This window comes from Lentibacillus amyloliquefaciens, assembly GCF_001307805.1.
GTDB classification, from domain to species: Bacteria; Bacillota; Bacilli; order Bacillales; family Amphibacillaceae; genus Lentibacillus; species Lentibacillus amyloliquefaciens.
The window spans coordinates 3,138,916-3,157,288 of sequence record NZ_CP013862.1 but is presented as its reverse complement, the minus strand read 5'-3'; the positions used below and the strand labels follow the sequence as shown (position 1 = coordinate 3,157,288).

General features: G+C 45.1%; 16 protein-coding genes. All 16 read right to left on the bottom strand.

Annotation, left to right across the window (positions count from 1 at the left end):
* Positions 1 to 235 precede the first annotated feature (235 nt).
* The gene (locus AOX59_RS15865; RefSeq protein WP_068446883.1) at positions 236 to 1,204 is read right to left on the bottom strand and encodes an NERD domain-containing protein; all 969 of its coding nucleotides are present in this window, start codon (positions 1,202 to 1,204) and stop codon (positions 236 to 238) included.
* A 414-nt stretch (positions 1,205 to 1,618) separates the two neighbouring features.
* On the bottom strand, positions 1,619 to 4,693 hold the full coding sequence (locus tag AOX59_RS15860) for an efflux RND transporter permease subunit (protein ID WP_068446881.1): 3,075 nt from the start codon (positions 4,691 to 4,693) through the stop codon (positions 1,619 to 1,621).
* A complete protein-coding gene (locus tag AOX59_RS15855) occupies positions 4,690 to 5,556 on the bottom strand; it encodes an efflux RND transporter periplasmic adaptor subunit (RefSeq protein WP_068446879.1) in 867 nt (288 codons plus the stop codon). The genes AOX59_RS15860 and AOX59_RS15855 overlap by 4 nt, the downstream gene beginning before the upstream one ends.
* An 89-nt stretch (positions 5,557 to 5,645) precedes the next feature.
* Entirely contained in the window at positions 5,646 to 6,527 is an 882-nt protein-coding gene (locus AOX59_RS15850; RefSeq protein ID WP_068446878.1) for a TetR/AcrR family transcriptional regulator, read from the bottom strand.
* Positions 6,528 to 6,627: 100 nt separating this feature from the next.
* Positions 6,628 to 7,128, bottom strand: coding sequence for a competence protein ComK (locus AOX59_RS15845; RefSeq protein WP_068446876.1), 501 nt, complete (start codon positions 7,126 to 7,128; stop codon positions 6,628 to 6,630).
* Positions 7,129 to 7,466: 338 nt separating this feature from the next.
* Positions 7,467 to 7,763 (bottom strand): hypothetical protein, encoded by a 297-nt coding sequence (locus AOX59_RS15840; protein ID WP_156418730.1) that lies wholly within the window; start codon positions 7,761 to 7,763, stop codon positions 7,467 to 7,469.
* 529 nt (positions 7,764 to 8,292) lie between these two features.
* A complete protein-coding gene (gene fabZ / locus AOX59_RS15835; RefSeq protein WP_068446872.1) occupies positions 8,293 to 8,712 on the bottom strand; it encodes a 3-hydroxyacyl-ACP dehydratase FabZ in 420 nt (139 codons plus the stop codon).
* A gap of 181 nt (positions 8,713 to 8,893) precedes the next feature.
* Positions 8,894 to 9,229 (bottom strand): DNA-directed RNA polymerase subunit beta, encoded by a 336-nt coding sequence (locus AOX59_RS15830; RefSeq protein ID WP_068446870.1) that lies wholly within the window; start codon positions 9,227 to 9,229, stop codon positions 8,894 to 8,896.
* A 92-nt stretch (positions 9,230 to 9,321) separates the two neighbouring features.
* Positions 9,322 to 10,323, bottom strand: coding sequence for a rod shape-determining protein (gene mreB / locus AOX59_RS15825; RefSeq protein ID WP_068446868.1), 1,002 nt, complete (start codon positions 10,321 to 10,323; stop codon positions 9,322 to 9,324).
* A gap of 575 nt (positions 10,324 to 10,898) precedes the next feature.
* Positions 10,899 to 11,183: a sporulation transcriptional regulator SpoIIID gene (gene spoIIID, locus AOX59_RS15820; protein ID WP_068446867.1), complete on the bottom strand. Its 285-nt coding sequence runs from the start codon at positions 11,181 to 11,183 to the stop codon at positions 10,899 to 10,901.
* Between the two features lie 413 nt (positions 11,184 to 11,596).
* Entirely contained in the window at positions 11,597 to 11,731 is a 135-nt protein-coding gene (locus AOX59_RS20515) for a hypothetical protein (RefSeq protein WP_257720693.1), read from the bottom strand.
* 260 nt (positions 11,732 to 11,991) lie between these two features.
* The gene (locus AOX59_RS15810; RefSeq protein ID WP_068446862.1) at positions 11,992 to 12,993 is read right to left on the bottom strand and encodes a stage II sporulation protein SpoIIQ; all 1,002 of its coding nucleotides are present in this window, start codon (positions 12,991 to 12,993) and stop codon (positions 11,992 to 11,994) included.
* A 231-nt stretch (positions 12,994 to 13,224) separates the two neighbouring features.
* Complete coding sequence (gene spoIID / locus AOX59_RS15805; protein ID WP_082684230.1) at positions 13,225 to 14,346, bottom strand: stage II sporulation protein D; 1,122 nt, start codon at positions 14,344 to 14,346, stop codon at positions 13,225 to 13,227.
* Between the two features lie 165 nt (positions 14,347 to 14,511).
* Entirely contained in the window at positions 14,512 to 15,531 is a 1,020-nt protein-coding gene (locus AOX59_RS15800; protein ID WP_068446861.1) for an ABC transporter ATP-binding protein, read from the bottom strand.
* Positions 15,531 to 16,487 carry a C40 family peptidase gene (locus tag AOX59_RS15795; RefSeq protein WP_068446859.1) on the bottom strand — a complete coding sequence of 319 codons (957 nt, stop codon included), beginning with the start codon at positions 16,485 to 16,487 and terminating at the stop codon, positions 15,531 to 15,533. The genes AOX59_RS15800 and AOX59_RS15795 overlap by 1 nt, the downstream gene beginning before the upstream one ends.
* 223 nt (positions 16,488 to 16,710) lie before the next feature.
* On the bottom strand, positions 16,711 to 18,372 hold the full coding sequence (locus AOX59_RS15790) for a peptide ABC transporter substrate-binding protein (protein WP_068446857.1): 1,662 nt from the start codon (positions 18,370 to 18,372) through the stop codon (positions 16,711 to 16,713).
* Between the last annotated feature and the right edge of the window lies 1 nt (position 18,373).

Sequence of the window (18,373 nt, the reverse complement as noted above, 5' to 3'; positions counted from 1 at the left end):
AGGGAAGATTTTCGGCTGCTACCGAAAATCACTTTAATTTTGACTGTGCACGATAGATGGCTCGCGCGAAATCACATGGGGACTGCGCGATATCGACGGATAACCGCGCGAAATAACGTTGGCGTCGCGCGAAATTCCACTGAGACCGCGCGAAATCACCCGCACACCGCGCGAATTCAGCCAACATTGCACGATTGACTACTTCACCCGGGCGTGCCATTGCTTCAAGAGCCTTTCACCTTTCTAATGGCCCCCTTCTTTTGTTAACCCAACACTTATACTTTTGCAAATAAACCAATCCGCTGTTTTGCAAAATTCTTGTGGCGGTGCTTCGGGATGGCAGTCCTAACAGCCACATGCATTCTTTATTTGATATGGAGCCATTGAGTAATAAATAATCGAATAGGTCCTTTAAGTGCGCGCGGTAGCTTTTAAAGCGGCATTTTCGGCATACCCATGCACCGTGAAGACGCTTCATGCCGCGCACACCACAGTTGGGACAAAAAACCCCTGGCAGTAGATCACGGCGCGTAATCCCATACTTTTGCATGATATCGATGTCAAATTCACCACACGCGCGCAAAATTGTTTTTCCAATCTTATAGTCCTGGAGATTGGGATAGCCTAATTGAGCCAACTGTCGATCTTTTTCCAATATCATTTTAGGGATGCGTGCGGCGTGTGCGACATTTTCCGCGATTGTCTCCCGGTTGCCGTCCACCTTAATGATGGTGGCAGGTTCAGCTATCGCGACAAAATAATAAACGGGTACGTGGGAAAGGTGATTTCGCTTAAGCCAATTTTGAAGATGAAATTGTTGATTTTCAACCTGGGTTATGGGGTATTCGAATCCTGCTTCAACTTGCCCGTCATCGCGAATCAGTTGACCGAGGATGGTATCAAATATAATGGTGCCGAAATAATTTTTTGATTCAACAATGAAGATCCCATGATTAGCAATGACATGCGTATCCATTTGGAAATTTTTCCCGTTATTTTTAAGATAGACATTATCAAGAATGGTGTATTGACTGGCTAACGTTTCCAGGTGATAATCAACCTTTAATTCACCTGAGTGGCCTCTCCCTTGCTTTCCTGCGTCTTCTTTCATCTCAGGAAGCTTCGGAAAGTTCGGGGAAAGACGCGGGATGATGGCGTCATATTTCTGGAGCGGCAGGGGTTTGGTGCGGTGTTTGATTTTCATAGATAACTCCTTTATTCAATTTTGAGAGGGTAAAATAACTATAGCATAAGGGGCGATTTTCGGCCACTGCCGAAAATCAACTTTTCAAATAATTTAAATGAATGGGAATGAAACTAACGAGTGAATTTTAGGGTGGGGCGTGTGTCTACGGAAGCCGCGCGAAATAACGTTGGCGTCGCGCGATATTCTGCGGGGACTGCGCGATATTCCACTGAGACCGCGCGAAATAGCGTGAGGACTGCGCGAAATCGACCGTTGACCGCGCGAAAATCCCCGCACACCGCGCGAATCAGCAATTCCGCCGAGCGTGCCGAGCCCAAACCCGAGCCCAACTCCAATCCCAGCATCCAATCAACTCAGCCATCTTCAACGCAAATAAAGCTCCCTGCCGGAACAGGGAGCTCATCTTCCAATCTATGCTTTTTTCCGGCGGCGTGTAATTTTTGCGGTTAAATCGTCAAAGAGCGTATACACGACCGGGATTAAGAGCAGCGTGAAGAGACTTGAGATTGCCAGACCAAAGATAATGGTAATAGCCAGTGGTTGCTGCATTTCGGCGCCTTCACCAAGTGCAAGGCCTAATGGCACCATAGCAAGAATCGTCGTCAAGGTTGTCATCAAAATCGGACGGAGACGACTGGTTCCTGCCTCAAGAATTGCTTCGTAACGGTCTCTTCCATATTCGTCACGCCGCAGGATATTGATGTAATCAACAAGCACAATTGAGTTATTGACCACAATTCCCGCGAGCATGATAACCCCGATAAATGCCGGAATACTCAGCGGCAAGCCGGTCACAAGCAACCCAAGCAATACGCCAACAACGGTTGCAGGCAGTGAAAACATGATAATAAGCGGGAACAGGAAGTTTTCAAACTGGACTGCCATGACGGCGTATACCAGGAAGATCGAGAACACGAGCGCAATGGATAAATCCGTAAATGAGCTTGCCATATCTTCTGCCTGGCCGCCGATTTCATAACTGTATTCTTCAGGCATGGCCATATTATCCATTTTCTCTCTGATATCATTTGTCACACTGCCCAAATCACGCCCGATGATTTCTGAAGTCACATTCAGCTGGGGCTGCTGATTTTCGCGCTGCAAGGTGACAGGTCCCTCGACTTCTTCCAATGTAACGAGTGTTGTTAAAGGAACCGCCGCTCCGCTTTCAGATTGAATTGTTACGTTTTCCAAATCATTGATTGTGCTGCGTTCATCTTCAGGATACATTAACGTAATATCCATTTCGTTACCGTCTTCACGGTATTGAGCTGCGGTCTGACCGGTAAATTGCAGCTGAATTTGGCTTGTGATTTGCTGGTCGGAGAGCCCATACATAGCTGCTTTTTCCGAGTCTACTTGAATGTGCATTTGCGGCGCACCGTCATCAGCTGATGAAGCGGCGTTATGCACACCGTCAACCTCGCTGATTGTACTGACGACTTCATTTGAAAGCTCACGCAGTACTTCATGCTCCGGACCGGTCAGACTGATTTGAACAGGGTCCCCCATGCCGGCAGCACTATCCGTTGCCATCACCGATATTTCGGCACCCGGCACAGATTCCAACTCTTCACTCATCGATTGAACGACATCATCTGTTGACTGTGTGCGCTCGGAGGCCGGAATCAGCTGCATCATATAGGTAGCCTGATTGCTGGCGCCGCCGGTTCCCGGAGCACCACCGCCACCGCCGCCGACATTCATATAATTCGTCTCCATCACGTCATCATAGGCAGTCAGCTTTTCGTTCACATCTTCTGCGACATTCTGCGTATGCTCAAGTGAACTGCCGGGCTGTGTTTCCACAGTGACCTGAAGCTGTCCCTGGTCAGATGACGGCATGAATGATGCGCCAATCATCGGTATTGAAGCAAGACTTCCTGCAATGATTAAAATCGTGCCGAACACCGTTGTCTTCCGGTGTCCCAAAACCCATTTGAGGACGGCACGGTAGACATTATTCACCCGGTTCAGGAAACGATTGAACCAATAACGTTTGCCGCTGTCTTCTGTTGCTTTTGCCAGCAGTTTGGATGAGAGCATTGGAACGAGTGTCACCGCTGCAATCAGGGAAGCGATCAATGCAAATGATACCGTCATAGCAAGCGGTGTAAACATGTCTGAAGCGATGCCGTCAACAAACACCATCGGTAAAAAGACCACCAATGTCGTCGTCGTTGACGCAATAACCGCCGGGGTCAATTCTGATGCCCCTTTAATAGCGGAATCTTTCAGCGAATAACCCCGCTGTCGGTACGAATAAATATGTTCGAGTATGACAATCGAACTGTCAACCATCATCCCGAGGCCGAGTGCCAGACCGCCCAGTGTCAGAACGTTCAGTGTTTCACCGGTAAAATACATCAGTGTAAATGTTGAAATGATTGCGATCGGGATGGACAGGCCGATAACAATCGTCGCCCGGATGCTTTTCAGGAATAACAGCAAAATCAGAAACGATATAATGCCGCCTATCAGGATATTCTGTACGACTGATTTGATCGACATGTTTATATATTCAGACGTGTCAATAATGACTTCCGTGTTGAGGCCTGAGGGCAAATCTCCTTCCATTTCTTTCATGCTGTCGTTGATATTGTTTGCCACTTCGACTGTATTGGCATCCGTTTTTTTCATAATCGATAAGACAACAGCCTGCTCACCGTTAACAAGTGTGTCACCCGATGATTCCGCATGTGTATCGTTTACTTCTGCCAGCTCATCGATGTGCACCGTGCCCCCTGATTGTGTCTGGACAAGCGTGTCTTCTATATCCTCCACCGAATCAAAGCCGCCGGTCACTCTGAGCTGCAGGTCCTGGTTGCCTTTTTCCACGACGCCGACGGAAGCTGACTGATTTGAATTATTTAATGCCTGTGTAATCGTTTGAGATGTTACACCGTACTGCTGTAATTTTGCCTGATCAAGAACAATTTGAATTTCCCGATTCTTTGCCCCTTCAACGGTAACCGAAGCAACACCGCTTTGGCGTTCAAAGAATGGTACAATTTGATCGTCTGCCACTTGAGTCAGTTTACTTGCTTCATCGCCGGTCAATCCGACCCACATGAGCGGCATCTGATCCGGGTTAAACCTTAAAACGCTCGGGTCGCCGGCACCATCAGGCAGCATTCCTTTCACCTGATCAATGCTTTCGCGCACGTTTAACAATGCCTGGTCAAGATCTGTGCCATTATTGAACATCATCATCACAAGGGAGGAGCCTGCTTGTGATTGGGACTGAACCGTTTCAATCCCCTCGACCGAACTGACCGAGGACTCAATCGGCCGGCTGATTAAATTTTCGACTTCTTCAGGTGCCGCATCTTGATAGGATGTTGCGACAACGGCAATCGGCAAGTCAATTTCGGGAAACAAATCGACATTCAGGTTACGCAGGGATATGGTCCCGAGGGCAATAATTGCCAGAACAATCATGATGACGCCAACAGGCCGTTTGACAGATGTTTTTACGAGTTTCAAGAATTATCCTCCTCTTCGGCCACGTTGACATTCATACCGTCTGACAACGTTAAAAGACCATTAACGACAATTTGGTCACCCTCCTGGATGTCACCTTCAACAGCTGTTTCGTCTGATTGTGACTCTTGAACGGTTATCGTTTTTTGGATCGCTTGATTATCTTCCACGACATAAACAAATGTCTCACCGCTCTGTGTAACGACTGCTTCAGTTGGGACGATTATCGTATCCTTCACCCGGTTTTCCGGCACGTTCATAACCGCAACCATGCCGGAAACAATCGCATCATCTCCATTTTCCACGGTCGCTTCAACCGGATAAAGCCCGGTATCATTCGGCATCGTGCCGACAGACGTGATTTCCGCTTCATATTCTTCTCTCTCGATGACGACAGGATAGGTATCCCCTGCTTCAAGCAAATCAAGCGTATCAGAAGAAACAGTCAGATTAACCGTCATGGAATCAAAATCCGCTATCACCATCATCGGATCAGAATCACTCGCCATGGCATTTTCTTCAACGTTTAAGTTCGCAATTTCACCTGATGCTTGTGCCGTAACCCGCTGATTACCTGCCGGGGTCTGGATGGTTGCCAAATGATCATCTTCGTCCACCGTATCACCGTTTGCCACTTCCAGTTCGGTCACTTCCCCTGCACCCGGTGCCATAACAGGCGTTGTACTGTTAGGCTCTGTGCGCCCGTAGATTGATTTTTCAATGACAAGATCGCCCGTTGTGACGTCAGCCGTTTCGACTGCTGTTTCCTGTTCTTCCTGTGCTTCATCGTTCTCTTCTCCCTGATTGCATGCAGCAAGGATGCCAATCAGCAAAATTACCGCTGCCGTTAATATTAATTTTCGCATAGCTGAAACTCCTCTTTTTGTTTATGTAATGGTTTGTAACCCGTCAAAATGCTATTCTCAACGTTCCTAAAGCACCCGATTCGGCTTACCTATTCAAGCAAATCCATCTCCAGAAGGCGTGCGAGTTCCCGGCATTCCTTTTCGAATTCAGACATGCGCTGAAAATGGACAAGAAGACCTTGCATCACTGCCTTTTGTGGATGTTCTTTTGCCGTTTCATTCGACAAGATTCCTATTAATGCGTTCAGTTCACCTTTCTTATCTTCAGATAGTGCGAGCGCATCAATTTTTTCCGTCATGGCTGTTAAAACGTCTGATACAGGCGTCTCTTTCGTGTACACAGCAGGAATATGATCTGCAGTAACCAGCGGTGTTTCGTTTCGTTCGAAGAGCCCGCTGACAACATCATCCAACCTTCGTACGATATAGGAGCCTAATTGGTTCCCGTCAATCATAATTTCATCAATTATTATCCATTTAAAATACCCGTTCATCAAACCTTCGAGCTGGATGATGATATCCGGGTAATGATATTCCGCCTTAGTGCCGTATATGCTGTTAATATTTTGATGCAGCCAGTGAAAATTTTGCGCATTCATTTGCTGAAAGATTTTATCCGTATCTGCTTCAATTGAAATATTTTGATTTAAGTGCATCGTAATAAAATCCTTGTACTGGTATATGTACGCGGTCATTGTTTCAATCTGTTTCGCAAAATTTTCTCTTGGTGACAGGTTCTCTTTTTGGACAGCTTGAATCCGGCTGGTGATTTCCTGATGATAATAATCAAAAGCGGTAGCCAGGAAATCACTCTTGGACTGAAAATGCAAATAGAAAGCACCTTTGGAAACACCTGCACTGGTGGCAATTGTTTCAACAGAGGTGCTGTGATAGCCTTTTTCAGCAAATAATTTCATCCCGGCTTCAATTAATTTGATTTTTTTTGTATTCATTTCAACACCTGGTTCCATAAATAATTTTGTCTGCTAAAAACGATACTAACCAGTCAGTCATTTTTCCATTTTACAGGTGACAGGTGAGGAAAGCAAGGAAAATTATTTGTTTAAAGAGCTAGCGAAAATCTTCAGGGAAAAAGAAGTCGTTACCGAAGAAACACCGCCAATTCAGCTTGAGCATAAGCTCGCTTGTCCGTTTATATTGCATATCCAGCGATGATTCAGAAGTGCTGACATATAAACCGGTGCCATCGTAAAACGTCACATAAGTCCCGTTATCCTCCTGATCGAATTGTTTGATCTGGCAAATCGAAAGCCATACGTTCTCTTTGCTTCTGGAAGAACAAGTCGGCAACATATAAACATATGCCTCAGGTATCACCGGGACAGGCACTTTGTTATTCAACTTCAAACGTTTTTTTGCCGAGTCTCTTCTGCCCTTTAACGTGGCACCGTATAAAATACATGAATGGTCGATAATTTGCTCCGGACTATGGACAGACTGCTGCTCCTGTCCAATTTCTAAAATTCTCGAACGATAATACGGTGAATCTTGTGTCATGATTGCTTTTGTTTTTCTGCTGATAATATAAACCGCATTTGAATCTCCTACCATTAGGTTTCCCCCTGATCGTTTGATTTTGTTGTCTATTGTCATTTTTTAGTTTTTTTCTAAGACTATTGTACTATGTTTTCAAAAGATAATCTATTTATTTTGTAAAAATTTTTTGATTTTTAAAAACGGTGATTTGATGGGGTTTCAAATATTCAATTTCAGCTGTTTATGGCGATAAAAAAAGTACGGCATATTTATTAGCGCGTGTTCAAAAAGGAAGATAAAGTGAAACTTCATTCAACGGAATGTATGTCTTTCCGATACGTGAGCACAAGAAATGGAATGGATGCAGAGCAGAAAAAATCCCCTTTTCTCTGAGGGGATTTTAAAATGAGCACTCAGCCATTATTATTGTTGTTGTTATTATCCTCGTCCATCATGTCATTCTCATCTTCATTGGTACCACCAGTGCCATCTTGTTCGGTATCCGTTCCGCCTTCGTTTGTGCCATTGCCGTCATTTTCAAGCTGCGGATCGTCCTGATTATCACCATTCATATCCGGATTATCTTCTTCCTGATTTAATGGTGCTTCATCTTCACCAGCCGGATCTTCCTGGTTATCCGTTCCGCAAGCAGCAACCAGCGACAAAGCCAAAATGGATGCGCCAATTTTGAAAGGCCATTTACGTTGCATTTTAATTGTCCCTCCTTTGTTGTTCACTTTCGCCCTTAGGTTATCCATTTTATCCAATGCGATACTCATTTTTTTAAAATCACCTGATATTACCATGGCATTTTGGATTGGGCTTGCAGATATCCCGAACCGTATATGTGTCTTTTTTCAATTAAAGTTTTGTCGCCTGTGAATGATAAAATGATATTCATCATAAAAGATTCGAATCTCATCCAGATGAAAATTTGTCTCTAAAATTTCAACAGGAAATCGTGGCCACTCGGGGACTTTTTATGGTGACTAAAGCTCCAAAGGGGACTCGAGAAACCTTCTCGAGGACTTTTTACGGTGACTAAAGCTCCAAAAAGGATTCGAGAAACCTTCTCGGGGACTTTTTTCGATGACTAAAGCTCCAAAAAGGACTTGAGAAGCCACATCGGGGACTTTTTGCAGCGAATCGAACTTCAAAAAGGGACTTGAGAAACCGCTCAGAATACAGCCTTAACCTAAAAAATCCCCGCTGCTATCGCGGAGATTAAATAAATAAACGCTATTGGACTGCAAATGTAATTTCACCTTCGCACACTACTTCGCCATCTACTGTTGCAACGCCTTTACCTATTCCGACAGGGCCTTTCACCCGGGTGATTTCGACTTCTAATCTCAGTTGATCGCCCGGCTTCACTTGGCGCTTAAACCGGCATTTGTCGAGTCCCGCGAGAAATCCGATTTTGCCCTTGTTCGCTTCAATGCCAAGTACGCCCATCGCACCGGTCTGTGCCAATGCTTCAATAATCAATACGCCGGGCATGACAGGGTAGTCAGGAAAATGGCCTTGGAAAAATGGCTCATTTGCTGAAACATTTTTGATGGCGACAACGCGCTGGCCTTCTTCCATTTCGAGCACTTTGTCCACCAGCAAAAACGGATAGCGGTGCGGGATGGTTTGTTTAATTTGATCGATATCCATTAAAACTCTCTCCTTTAGCGTATGTAAGTTGACCTCATTATAACAGATGTTCAGGTTTGCTCAGACAATTTTCGCATTCCAACAAAAAATGCCCGGCATATCACCGGACATGTGTTTATCCATATAAAGCGAAACTTCAATCACCACTGCTAAGAACGCGCCACATCCGGTGACGGGTCGTTCAACCTTCTTTTACAACAATATCGATAATGTGCTGCCATGTTTCCCACTCCAGGGCATCCATTGGGTTACCGTCCCCGATGACACCATAACCAACAATCAACCCGAGTGCAAGCGCAATTGCCGCAAGCAGAAGAACAACGATAATTCGCAGCCAAATTGGAAAAATACGCCGGCGGGGCTTCTTATTTTTCTTTTTTTCTTCTCTTCGCTTTTTCTTCTGTTCTTTGCGGGTTGCCTTGTCTGTTGTCTCTTCCTGCTGCTGCTTCTTTTTTTGATCTTCTGCTTGTTTCCCGCTCTCCCGGGTTACTGTTTTTTCTTTCGCATCTGTTGGCATGGTTTGTTTCTCCTTACATCCATTTGTTGCTCTAATTCTAGCTGTTTATCTCTGGTTACAATTCACTCGCACGGAGGCTTCATTAAATTGAATTAGACGATTTTTTTCCGTTCAACTTTATCGATATTTTCCAGCATAATGCCCGTTCCTTTCGCGACACAGTCCATTGGATCTTCTGCAACCAATACAGGCACTTTCAATTCATCGCCAAGCAGCTCATCAATGCCGTGAACCAGAGCTCCGCCGCCAGTCAAAATTACACCGCGGTCAATGATATCAGCTGATAACTCAGGCGGTGTCTTCTCAAGCACTTGTTTGGCAGCTTGAACAATCATCGAAACCGGCTCCCGGAGCGCTTTTCCAATTTCTTCAGATCCAATGGTGATGGTCCGCGGCAGACCGCTGACCATATCACGGCCGCGGATTTCCATCTCCTCATGCCGCGAGCCTTCGCGGACCGTGGCAACATTGATTTTGATTGCTTCAGCCGTCCGCTCGCCAATCAGCAATTTATATTCTTTTTTAATATATTGAAGAATCTCGATGTCGAACTTGTCACCGGCCATTTTTACAGTTTCAGCTGTCACAATATTCCCCATGGAAAGGACCGCCACATCTGTCGTGCCGCCGCCGATATCAACAATCATATTCCCGCTCGGCTGGTAAATCTCCATGCCGGCGCCAACAGCAGCCACTTTCGGCTCCTCTTCCAAGTATACTTTTTTACCGCCGGATTTCTCTGCAGCTTCTTTAATCGCTTTTTGCTCCACTTTCGTAATGTTGGTTGGACAGCAAATCAGCATCGTTGGTTTCGTAAAAAAGCCTTTTACGTTTATTTTATCTATAAAATGCCGCAGCATCGCTTCTGTCACATCAAAATCTGCAATCACACCATCTTTCAGCGGGCGGATCGCTTCGATATTGCCTGGGGTACGTCCAACCATGCGGCGCGCTTCTTCCCCGACTTCAAGTACACGGCCGGTATTGCGGTTCATGGCCACAACGGACGGTTCATTTAAAACAATTCCTTTTCCTTTCACATGGATCAACACATTGGCAGTCCCAAGGTCAATCCCTATGTCCCTTGAAAACATTCACAAGATCCTCCCTGTCATCAAATACGTTCCTCTTTACGTATGTAAACACACTGCTACTAATATTATATTTTACCACAAAATTCAACATATAACTGCCATTTTTTAAAAAAGAATAGGAAAATTTCACTATGTACTGAATGCCGAAGATGACAACCGGCGCTATGTTTATGCGTTCTTGAAGAGGTTTGTGATTTCAAGCTCATGTTATCGTTCTCGCGCTCATGTTTTGTGTGTTCCGGCCCATGTTTTCGTTCTCCGGCCCATGTTCGTGTGCTCGCGCTCATGTTCCGCGCTCGCCCGCCCCTATTCAGTGCGGTATGGGCTGATTTATAGCACCCCCGCAAAAAACCCGGCACTTGTGGCCGGGTTTTTATATGAGATATACCTCCCTTTGAAATGGGCTTGATTCGTGCGGTGCCCCACCTTTGTTTAGCGGGACTGCATTGTGCAATGCTTCACCTCAATATGAAGTGGGCTGATTTTTTCGTACATACACCTCCTGGAGTAAGAGTTGTGTCAGTGTGGCGGAACCACCTCCTTTAGTGCTCGTCAGTCGCGGAGAGTGCGTTCTCCTATCCTACTGGTTTAAAGGTGGAATCTTCTGGATTTTTTTCATCTTTGTATTTGTTTCGGGTTGCTTCCCCTCCCCTGAGATGGCGGATTGACTTGTGGTAAGTGAGTACATCTTTAACCTGGTTGAAGAGTTCGGGGCTTACTTCAGGCAAGCGTTCTGTCAGATCTTTGTGAACTGTGCTTTTGGAGACACCAAATTCCTTTGCAATCAATCGGACAGTTTGCCTCGTCTCCACGACATATTTGCCTATCCTGATTGTCCTTTCTTTGATGTAATCGTGCACACCATTCGCCTCCCTAAGTTGGATATTTCCGAGGTGTGGTTTGAGACAAGGTGAGACAATTAATGCTGTTCACTTATCTTCTGGCATATACTTCTGTGCAGCTCTGGGTGTGTTTATATCACTGTTTAAATGAAGGAAGTCTCCTTTCACATATGAAATTTGTATGTATCAATCAAAAAATTAGGATGGCTGGAGGAAAAGCTACACAAGCTCTCACCTCAGACTTTTCTGAATGTTTGGTTTGTAATATTTTATTACAGTAATGGAGAGATTATGAATAAAACCTTTTTTTCTGGAGAATGGGACAAGAAGTATTTTTTGGGCAGTTACATCCAGGAAGGAAATATGGATTGTTATTATTTATCTCTGGGGATTCATACTTCACGCAAGTATCACGGGAAACTTCTATAGCATCACTCCTGTTCTTCTATTCGCGAATCATCCTGGATAACCGGTGCATAAACATCTTTTGCATTTACCGAATCAAATATCAGGACTGCTAAAAGCAACATCCCGGTGACACCTGTCAATATCATGAATTTTTTCATGTCGGTTCCCCCTCTCCTCATCAAATTATAAACCGGATCCTTGTTGTTAACATGAATCAGGCAAGAAAACATTCAGCCTGAAAAATCTATCTCTCTTTTACATTGCACCGCCTTCAATAGAAGAAAAATTCTGTTAAATATTTTCTGGCTACATCGTATCATATATTTCACCCATTTCAATACACAAAAAAATAACCCTAGCGATATCACTAGGGCTGTTGCGCTTAATCACGCATATATGATTTAGAAAGGGGGAAAATTTACTGTTGATCAGTTGGTTCATCGTTATTTGATGACTCTTCATCATCCATTGCGCCGCTTTCATTCTCGCTGGATTCTGAACCCTCTGAAGTGTTGCCTTCATCCTCACTTGATTGTGAATCCTCGGAAGCGCCACTTTCATCCTCACTTGATTCCGAGCCCTCGGAAGTGCCGTCTTCATTCTGGCCGGATTCCGGCTCCTCAGAAGTGTTGCCTTCTTCTGTGGACTCAGATTCACTGCTTTCTTCAGATGATTCAGGTTCACTATTCCCATGTTCACTTCCATCTGTGCTTTGTGCATCGCCATTTTCAGTTTCGGCTTCCTCAAGCGCACTCAATGGCTGATTGAAATAGCTTTCCGGATTGACATCTTCACCAGCATTTCTAATTTCAAAGTGCAGATGTGTTCCATTGTCTTTGCCAAATAGATTTTGGCCTGCCGTTCCAATGACATCACCTTGAGCCACTTCATCATCAGCAGAAACCTCCACATCTCCTAAACTGGCATAATGGGTTGTCACATCGTTTTCATGTGTTAATGTCACCACATTGCCCAGGAGCGGGTCTTCCTTGACCTCCGTAACTGTTCCACTCAATGATGCCAACACATCGAATGATTCGCCTTCAGCAGATGCAATATCAATACCTGTACTTTGATAGTAGCGGTCGTTGAAGACGACAATTGCATTCTCCTGAGTTTCCTGGTCTGCGTCGTAATCATAGTATTTAGTTACGATTTCTGCTTGATCCATGTTTTCGACGGGACTTTGAACGACTTCCTGCTGTTCCATGACCGGCTGAGCTTCTTCATCTTCAATTGGGGCATAGTCTTCTGTGTTTTCCTCTTGGGTTTCATCAATCTGGCTGCCAAGGTTCTGATACCATACCACCAATGACAAGAGAAGTGCAGCAATCGTCAAATAGACTGCAGGAAAGAACCACTTCTTACGGAATATGCGACTCCACTTATTTTTTGGAGCGCCGTTGTTTTCTTCTTTCATGTCTCATCACCTCAACAACCATTCTGAGCAGAAAAATCAAAAACTATACATTTTTTTATAAAAAATTCCAGGTTTTGTGCATTTTTTCTGAATTTCCGGGAAAGTTAAGTGTTTAATTTGGCTGCATTAGGTGATAAGGAGGATCTGTTGCTGCCCATCAGAACAGAAAAACACCCGGAATATCCAGTATCCCGGGGCTCATAGATAGTACATATTTATACAAGCGCATCGTTATTTGGACACAAGCGTCGGAGCGGTGTTGGTAACCGTGCTGATTTCAACGTCCTGGTAATAATGCTTTACAATTTCCTTATATGTTTTACCGTCTTTCGCCATGCCGTTTGCACCGAACTGGCTCATACCGATTCCGTGGCCGAACCCTTTTGTGGTGAAAATAAGGTGATCCCGCTTTTTCTCAATGGAAAAGTCACTGGACTTCAATCCCAGCGCTTCACGAATATTCCTGCCTGAAAACGTTTTGTCTCCGATCTTCAGTTGATCAACGCGATTTCCTTCTGTTCTGCTGAGATCCATAGAGATGGCATCAATGGAAGGAAGGTCTGTTTCCAGCAAATTTTCAACCTTACTTACGGTAAAAACTTTCTGATCTTTGAATTTTGGTGTGTTTGTATCCCACGGACTTTCAACACTGCGCAAATAAGGGACTTCATTTTCCCAATAATCCTCTGAATTCTCGGTATAGCCATTGCTTGTGGAAAAATAGGCCGCTGTTATCGGATTATTTTTATAGGTTAAAATTTCACCCTTGGTCGCTGCAACGGCTTTCCGGATTTTAGTCATATCTTCTTCATATGTGCTGCCCATCGATTGCTGCAGCTCTTGCTCATTGTGATAGACCTGATCACTTGTTGTATCCGTTACGTCCGCTTTATCTTTGCCATCTTGATGAAGCATGCGGTTCACGATAAATGTTCTGGCGGCAAGAGACTGGGCTTTCAAAGCTTCCATTTCAAATTCAGCCGGCGTTTCCGAGGCGACAACCCGTGAAATATAAGTCTCCAGCGGGACGTTTTCCACTTGTTCCGAATTGGCGCGCATGACTTCAACGGCAAATGGAGAGCTTCCCATGGAAATTTCAATATCATCCGTGTTATTTTCAGTGGCTGTTTCCTCTTCATCAGAATTTGACATAAATGGTACGACAATCAGGGTCGGAATAACTAAAATAACGGTGATTAAACCCGATATGAACAGAAGTGTTGATGATTTCCATAACGAAAAAGTTCTGCCCAGGTTAAACGGCCTCCTATTTTTATGCAGCAGCTGGATCGATTGGTTTTTACGCTTTTTGTTCTTTTTCCTGAGTTTGGCAATGATATCTTTTTTCTTCATGAACTGCCTCCTTGCCTCTTTGATAGGTTAGGTCATCTGCTTCTGTATGTGTTGTACAGCCTCTAGCATCCCTATTATTAAATTTATACAGTTCACGGAAACAATAGAACCAAAGATTAGAAAAATCAAACCTCTGTTCACACATATTCGAAAGAAGCCTGTGCATTATGACCGCACAGGCTTCTGATTGATTGTTATGTCCGGCTGATTTGATTCATTCAACGTTTCGTCATACAAGTGGCAGGCGACGTAATGATCTTCTTCCACCTCCAGCCACTCAGGTCTACTCCGGGCACAGACATCCATCGCAAACGGGCAGCGCGTGCGGAATACACAGCCACTCGGTGGATCGATGGGGCTTGGCAGTTCGCCTTGCAGAATGATCCGCTCCCGGATATCCTCAATATCCGGGTCAGGTATCGGAATTGCAGACAGGAGTGCCTGTGTATACGGGTGGAGCGGATTTTCATAAAGCGCATCACTTGAGGTCAGTTCCACCAGATTCCCTAAATACATTACACCGATCCGGTCGGAAATCTGTTTCACCATTGACAGATCATGGGCTATGAATAGAAAGGTCAAGTCTTTCTCCGCTTGCAAATTTTTTAATAGATTAACAACCTGAGCCTGAACGGATACATCCAAAGCGGAAATTGGCTCATCGGCAATGATAAAGTCCGGATTAAGCGCCAGCGCCCGTGCAATACCGATCCGTTGACGCTGCCCGCCACTGAATTCATGCGGATAGCGGTCGGCATGCTCACGATTCAGCCCAACCTCTTCCAATAGCTGAATAACCCGGTCGAGCTGCTCTTTCTTATTCGGATAGAGGCCATGAACTTCCATCGGCTCAGCGATGACTTCTTTGACCGTCGAGCGCGGATTTAGCGATGCATACGGGTCCTGGAAAATCATTTGCATTTGACGGTAAAAATTAAATGTGCCTTTATCGTCAAGTTCATGCACATTTTGGCCATCATAAAAAACATCGCCTGCTGTCTTGTTGTAGAGACCCATAATGGTACGGCCGACCGTTGTTTTGCCGCAGCCGGATTCTCCGACAAGGCCGAATGTTTCCCCTTTATTAATATGAAACGTCACGTCATTCACAGCCTGCAAGACTTGCTTTTTGCCCACGTTAAAATGTTTGGTCAGAGATTTAAGCTGTAATATTTCCTCTGACATTATGATCGCTCCTCTGCTTGCTGCCAGTATCTGGTTGCAGCACAAAGCTCTTTTTCATATGTCGTGCCTTTAAGGTCAGTCAGTTCAATGCCGCGTCCGGTTTGCGGCGAATGGAGCATTTTGCCGCTGCCATAGTAAAACCCGACATGATGCAATTTGCCTTTTCCTTCTTCATAAGCGAAAAAGAGTAAATCGCCGGGTTCCAGCCGATTATATGGAATATTTTGGCCGGATTGTGCCTGGTCGCCGGCATCACGCGGAATCTGATAGCCATTTGCTTTATGCATCGCATAGGCAAAGCCTGAGCAATCATAGCCGAATGAACTCATCCCGCCCCAGAAATAATTCAGGCCCACATAAGACTCACCGGCTTTTAACAATTCAGTGCCCGGCTGTTTCGGCAACCCTTGATCAGACCGGAAAATCGTAACGTCATTCTTCTGTAAATAATAATAACCATGCGGTGTGTTTACCTTAACACGAGTATCTGCTTCTATTTCAACCGGCAAGATCGTCATATAACTGAGCTTCATCATGTTTTGGCCATCTTCAGCCTCCAGCCAGGCATGCTGTGACGTGACCGCAGCTGATTCTTTGCGCCGCCAGTCCTGTTTATTTACTTTTTCCAACTGATTCAGCGGCATCCAACCCGGATACCCGCGCTCGTCTTTTACTGAAGGCTGTGTTGGGATGACGACATGCGCCCAGTCATCCTTCGTTTCGGTAACGATGACCGCTTCGGCGTATAAGGTTTGCGTCTGGATACGATTTTCATCAGACAGGGCAACAGTTGATTCGTAATTGAGACTGCCGGTCCAGCCATCGATGTCAGTCGGATTAGTAAGGCCGTCTTCGTCAATCGATCGCGGAGATGCCGGTGACGTCCATACCGTTGCAACCTGAACCGCAGTCACCCAAAGCTCTTCTGAAAATTGATCAAACGTTTGTTTAGTCATCAGATGCACCCCTCCTTATGCTTATTGAACCAATCAAACTTGTAAAATCTTTTTCGTTCATACAGCAACCAAACGTTAATATGTATGAAGTGAAAGAAGGAGCGGCTGCCTGGAGCCATTCCTTCCACACTTCAGATCGTGCCCGCGAGTTTGTGCTATAGCTGCGGGTTTTTTCGTCCTTAAAATTCACCCCAAAGGGTCGCGACCGGCCATCTCAACCCTTCTACTGTTGGATATCTGCCCACTTCAGCTCAAGATAGCCGACCGGGTGGCGGACAATATCTTTCACATAATCTTTGTAAATATAAACCTGGTTATAGTAATGGATTGGGAAAATCGGCATTTCTTCGGCCAATATTTTTTCTGCTTCATACATCGTTTCCCAACGTTTTTGTTCATCCGTTTCCTGTTTTGCCTGTGAAATCAGCTCATCATATTCTTCATTTGACCAGCCTGTGCGATTCATTGACGAATCTGTGATAAAACTTTCCAGGAAGTTGACCGGATCGCCATAGTCAAAAATGAACGAACTTCTGGAAAATTGCATATTCAGTGACTTCTGATCTTCCAGGAAGACGTTCCATTCCGTATTGGCCAATTCTACGTCAACGCCAAGGTTTTCGCTGAACATATTTTGCATCGTTTCCGCAATGGCTTTGTGCTGATCATCTGTATTGTATGTCAATGTAACCGGCGGCAGTTCATCATAACCTTCCTCTTCCATGCCTTCTTCCAGTAACTGTTTTGCTTCTTCCGGATCGAAATTTACCAAATCGCCATTCACATCACGGAAATCCTCTCCGGACGGTGCTGTGAAGCCTGGTGACACAAATGCTTTGGCAGCTTCTTCTTTGTTTTTGGTCACATAGTTAACAATATCTTCCTGGTTGATGGCCAGAGCGAATGCTTTACGAATTTTTTGGTTCTGAAATGGCTCTTGTGTCACATTAAATCGGTAGAAGTAAAGTCCTGCCTGTTCTTCAATGACAACATTATCCCCATCAATCAGCTGATCAGCCATACTGGACGGAATTTCGGTCACATCCAATTCATCACTTTCAAACATCTGGTATTCGGTATTGACCTCACTAACCATTGCCCAGTGAACTTTATCAAGGTTAACGGTGTCTTTATCCCAATATTCTTCATTCTTGGCAAACACCATTTCCTGATCGTGCTGCCATGATTCCAGCTTAAATGGCCCGTTGGAAACGAATGAATCCGCCTCTGAATGCCATTCCGGGTTGTCTTCGGCGACTTCTTTATTGACCGGGAAAAATGCCGGGTTTGTCACCACATGCAAAAAGTAACCTGTCGGTGCACTCAATGTCACTTCAAATGTCTTTTCATCAACGGCTTTAACTGCAACATCTTCCGCTGAGCCATCACCTGAGTTGTACGCTTCCCCGCCTTCAATGAAATAACCGAGAAAAGCTGCAGACGAGCCTGTTTCCGGATTCAGCAACTGTTTCCATGCATAAACAAAATGTTCAGCTGTTACCGGGTCCCCATTTGACCAGTTGGCGTCATCGCGCAAATGGAAAGTGTATGTCTTTCCGTCCTCGGAAACTTCCCAATCCTCGGCTATTGCGGGCTGTGGCGTGTCGTCTTTACCCAGCCGCGTCAGCCCTTCCATCAGGTTGTTCAGCACATTCCATGAAACAGAGTCAAAGCCAATCGGCGGGTTCAATGATGTCGGTTCTTCGCCATTATTCATGCGCAGAACTTTCTCACCGCCGCTGCCATTTTCCTCTGTTGCCTCCGCTTCTGAGTCTGAACCTGAATTTTCCCCGTCGCTGCCTTCATTGCCGGTTGACGTCGTACACGCCGCCAGCACTAGAATGAAAGCTGCAAACATGATCAGCAACAAGCCTTTTTTCTTCATG

What these genes read in the sequence shown, in the direction of transcription:
- AOX59_RS15795 (WP_068446859.1), bottom strand. Translation starts at nt 16,487, where the DNA reads ATGACTAAACAAACGTTTGATCAATTTTCAGAAGAGCTTTGGGTGACT.
- AOX59_RS15845 (WP_068446876.1), bottom strand. Translation starts at nt 7,128, where the DNA reads ATGGTAGGAGATTCAAATGCGGTTTATATTATCAGCAGAAAAACAAAA.
- AOX59_RS20515 (WP_257720693.1), bottom strand. Translation starts at nt 11,731, where the DNA reads ATGAAAAAATTCATGATATTGACAGGTGTCACCGGGATGTTGCTTTTA.
- AOX59_RS15800 (WP_068446861.1), bottom strand. Translation starts at nt 15,531, where the DNA reads ATGTCAGAGGAAATATTACAGCTTAAATCTCTGACCAAACATTTTAAC.
- AOX59_RS15810 (WP_068446862.1), bottom strand. Translation starts at nt 12,993, where the DNA reads ATGAAAGAAGAAAACAACGGCGCTCCAAAAAATAAGTGGAGTCGCATA.
- spoIID (WP_082684230.1), bottom strand. Translation starts at nt 14,346, where the DNA reads ATGAAGAAAAAAGATATCATTGCCAAACTCAGGAAAAAGAACAAAAAG.
- AOX59_RS15855 (WP_068446879.1), bottom strand. Translation starts at nt 5,556, where the DNA reads ATGCGAAAATTAATATTAACGGCAGCGGTAATTTTGCTGATTGGCATC.
- mreB (WP_068446868.1), bottom strand. Translation starts at nt 10,323, where the DNA reads ATGTTTTCAAGGGACATAGGGATTGACCTTGGGACTGCCAATGTGTTG.
- AOX59_RS15790 (WP_068446857.1), bottom strand. Translation starts at nt 18,372, where the DNA reads ATGAAGAAAAAAGGCTTGTTGCTGATCATGTTTGCAGCTTTCATTCTA.
- AOX59_RS15865 (WP_068446883.1), bottom strand. Translation starts at nt 1,204, where the DNA reads ATGAAAATCAAACACCGCACCAAACCCCTGCCGCTCCAGAAATATGAC.
- AOX59_RS15850 (WP_068446878.1), bottom strand. Translation starts at nt 6,527, where the DNA reads ATGGAACCAGGTGTTGAAATGAATACAAAAAAAATCAAATTAATTGAA.
- fabZ (WP_068446872.1), bottom strand. Translation starts at nt 8,712, where the DNA reads ATGGATATCGATCAAATTAAACAAACCATCCCGCACCGCTATCCGTTT.
- AOX59_RS15830 (WP_068446870.1), bottom strand. Translation starts at nt 9,229, where the DNA reads ATGCCAACAGATGCGAAAGAAAAAACAGTAACCCGGGAGAGCGGGAAA.
- AOX59_RS15840 (WP_156418730.1), bottom strand. Translation starts at nt 7,763, where the DNA reads ATGCAACGTAAATGGCCTTTCAAAATTGGCGCATCCATTTTGGCTTTG.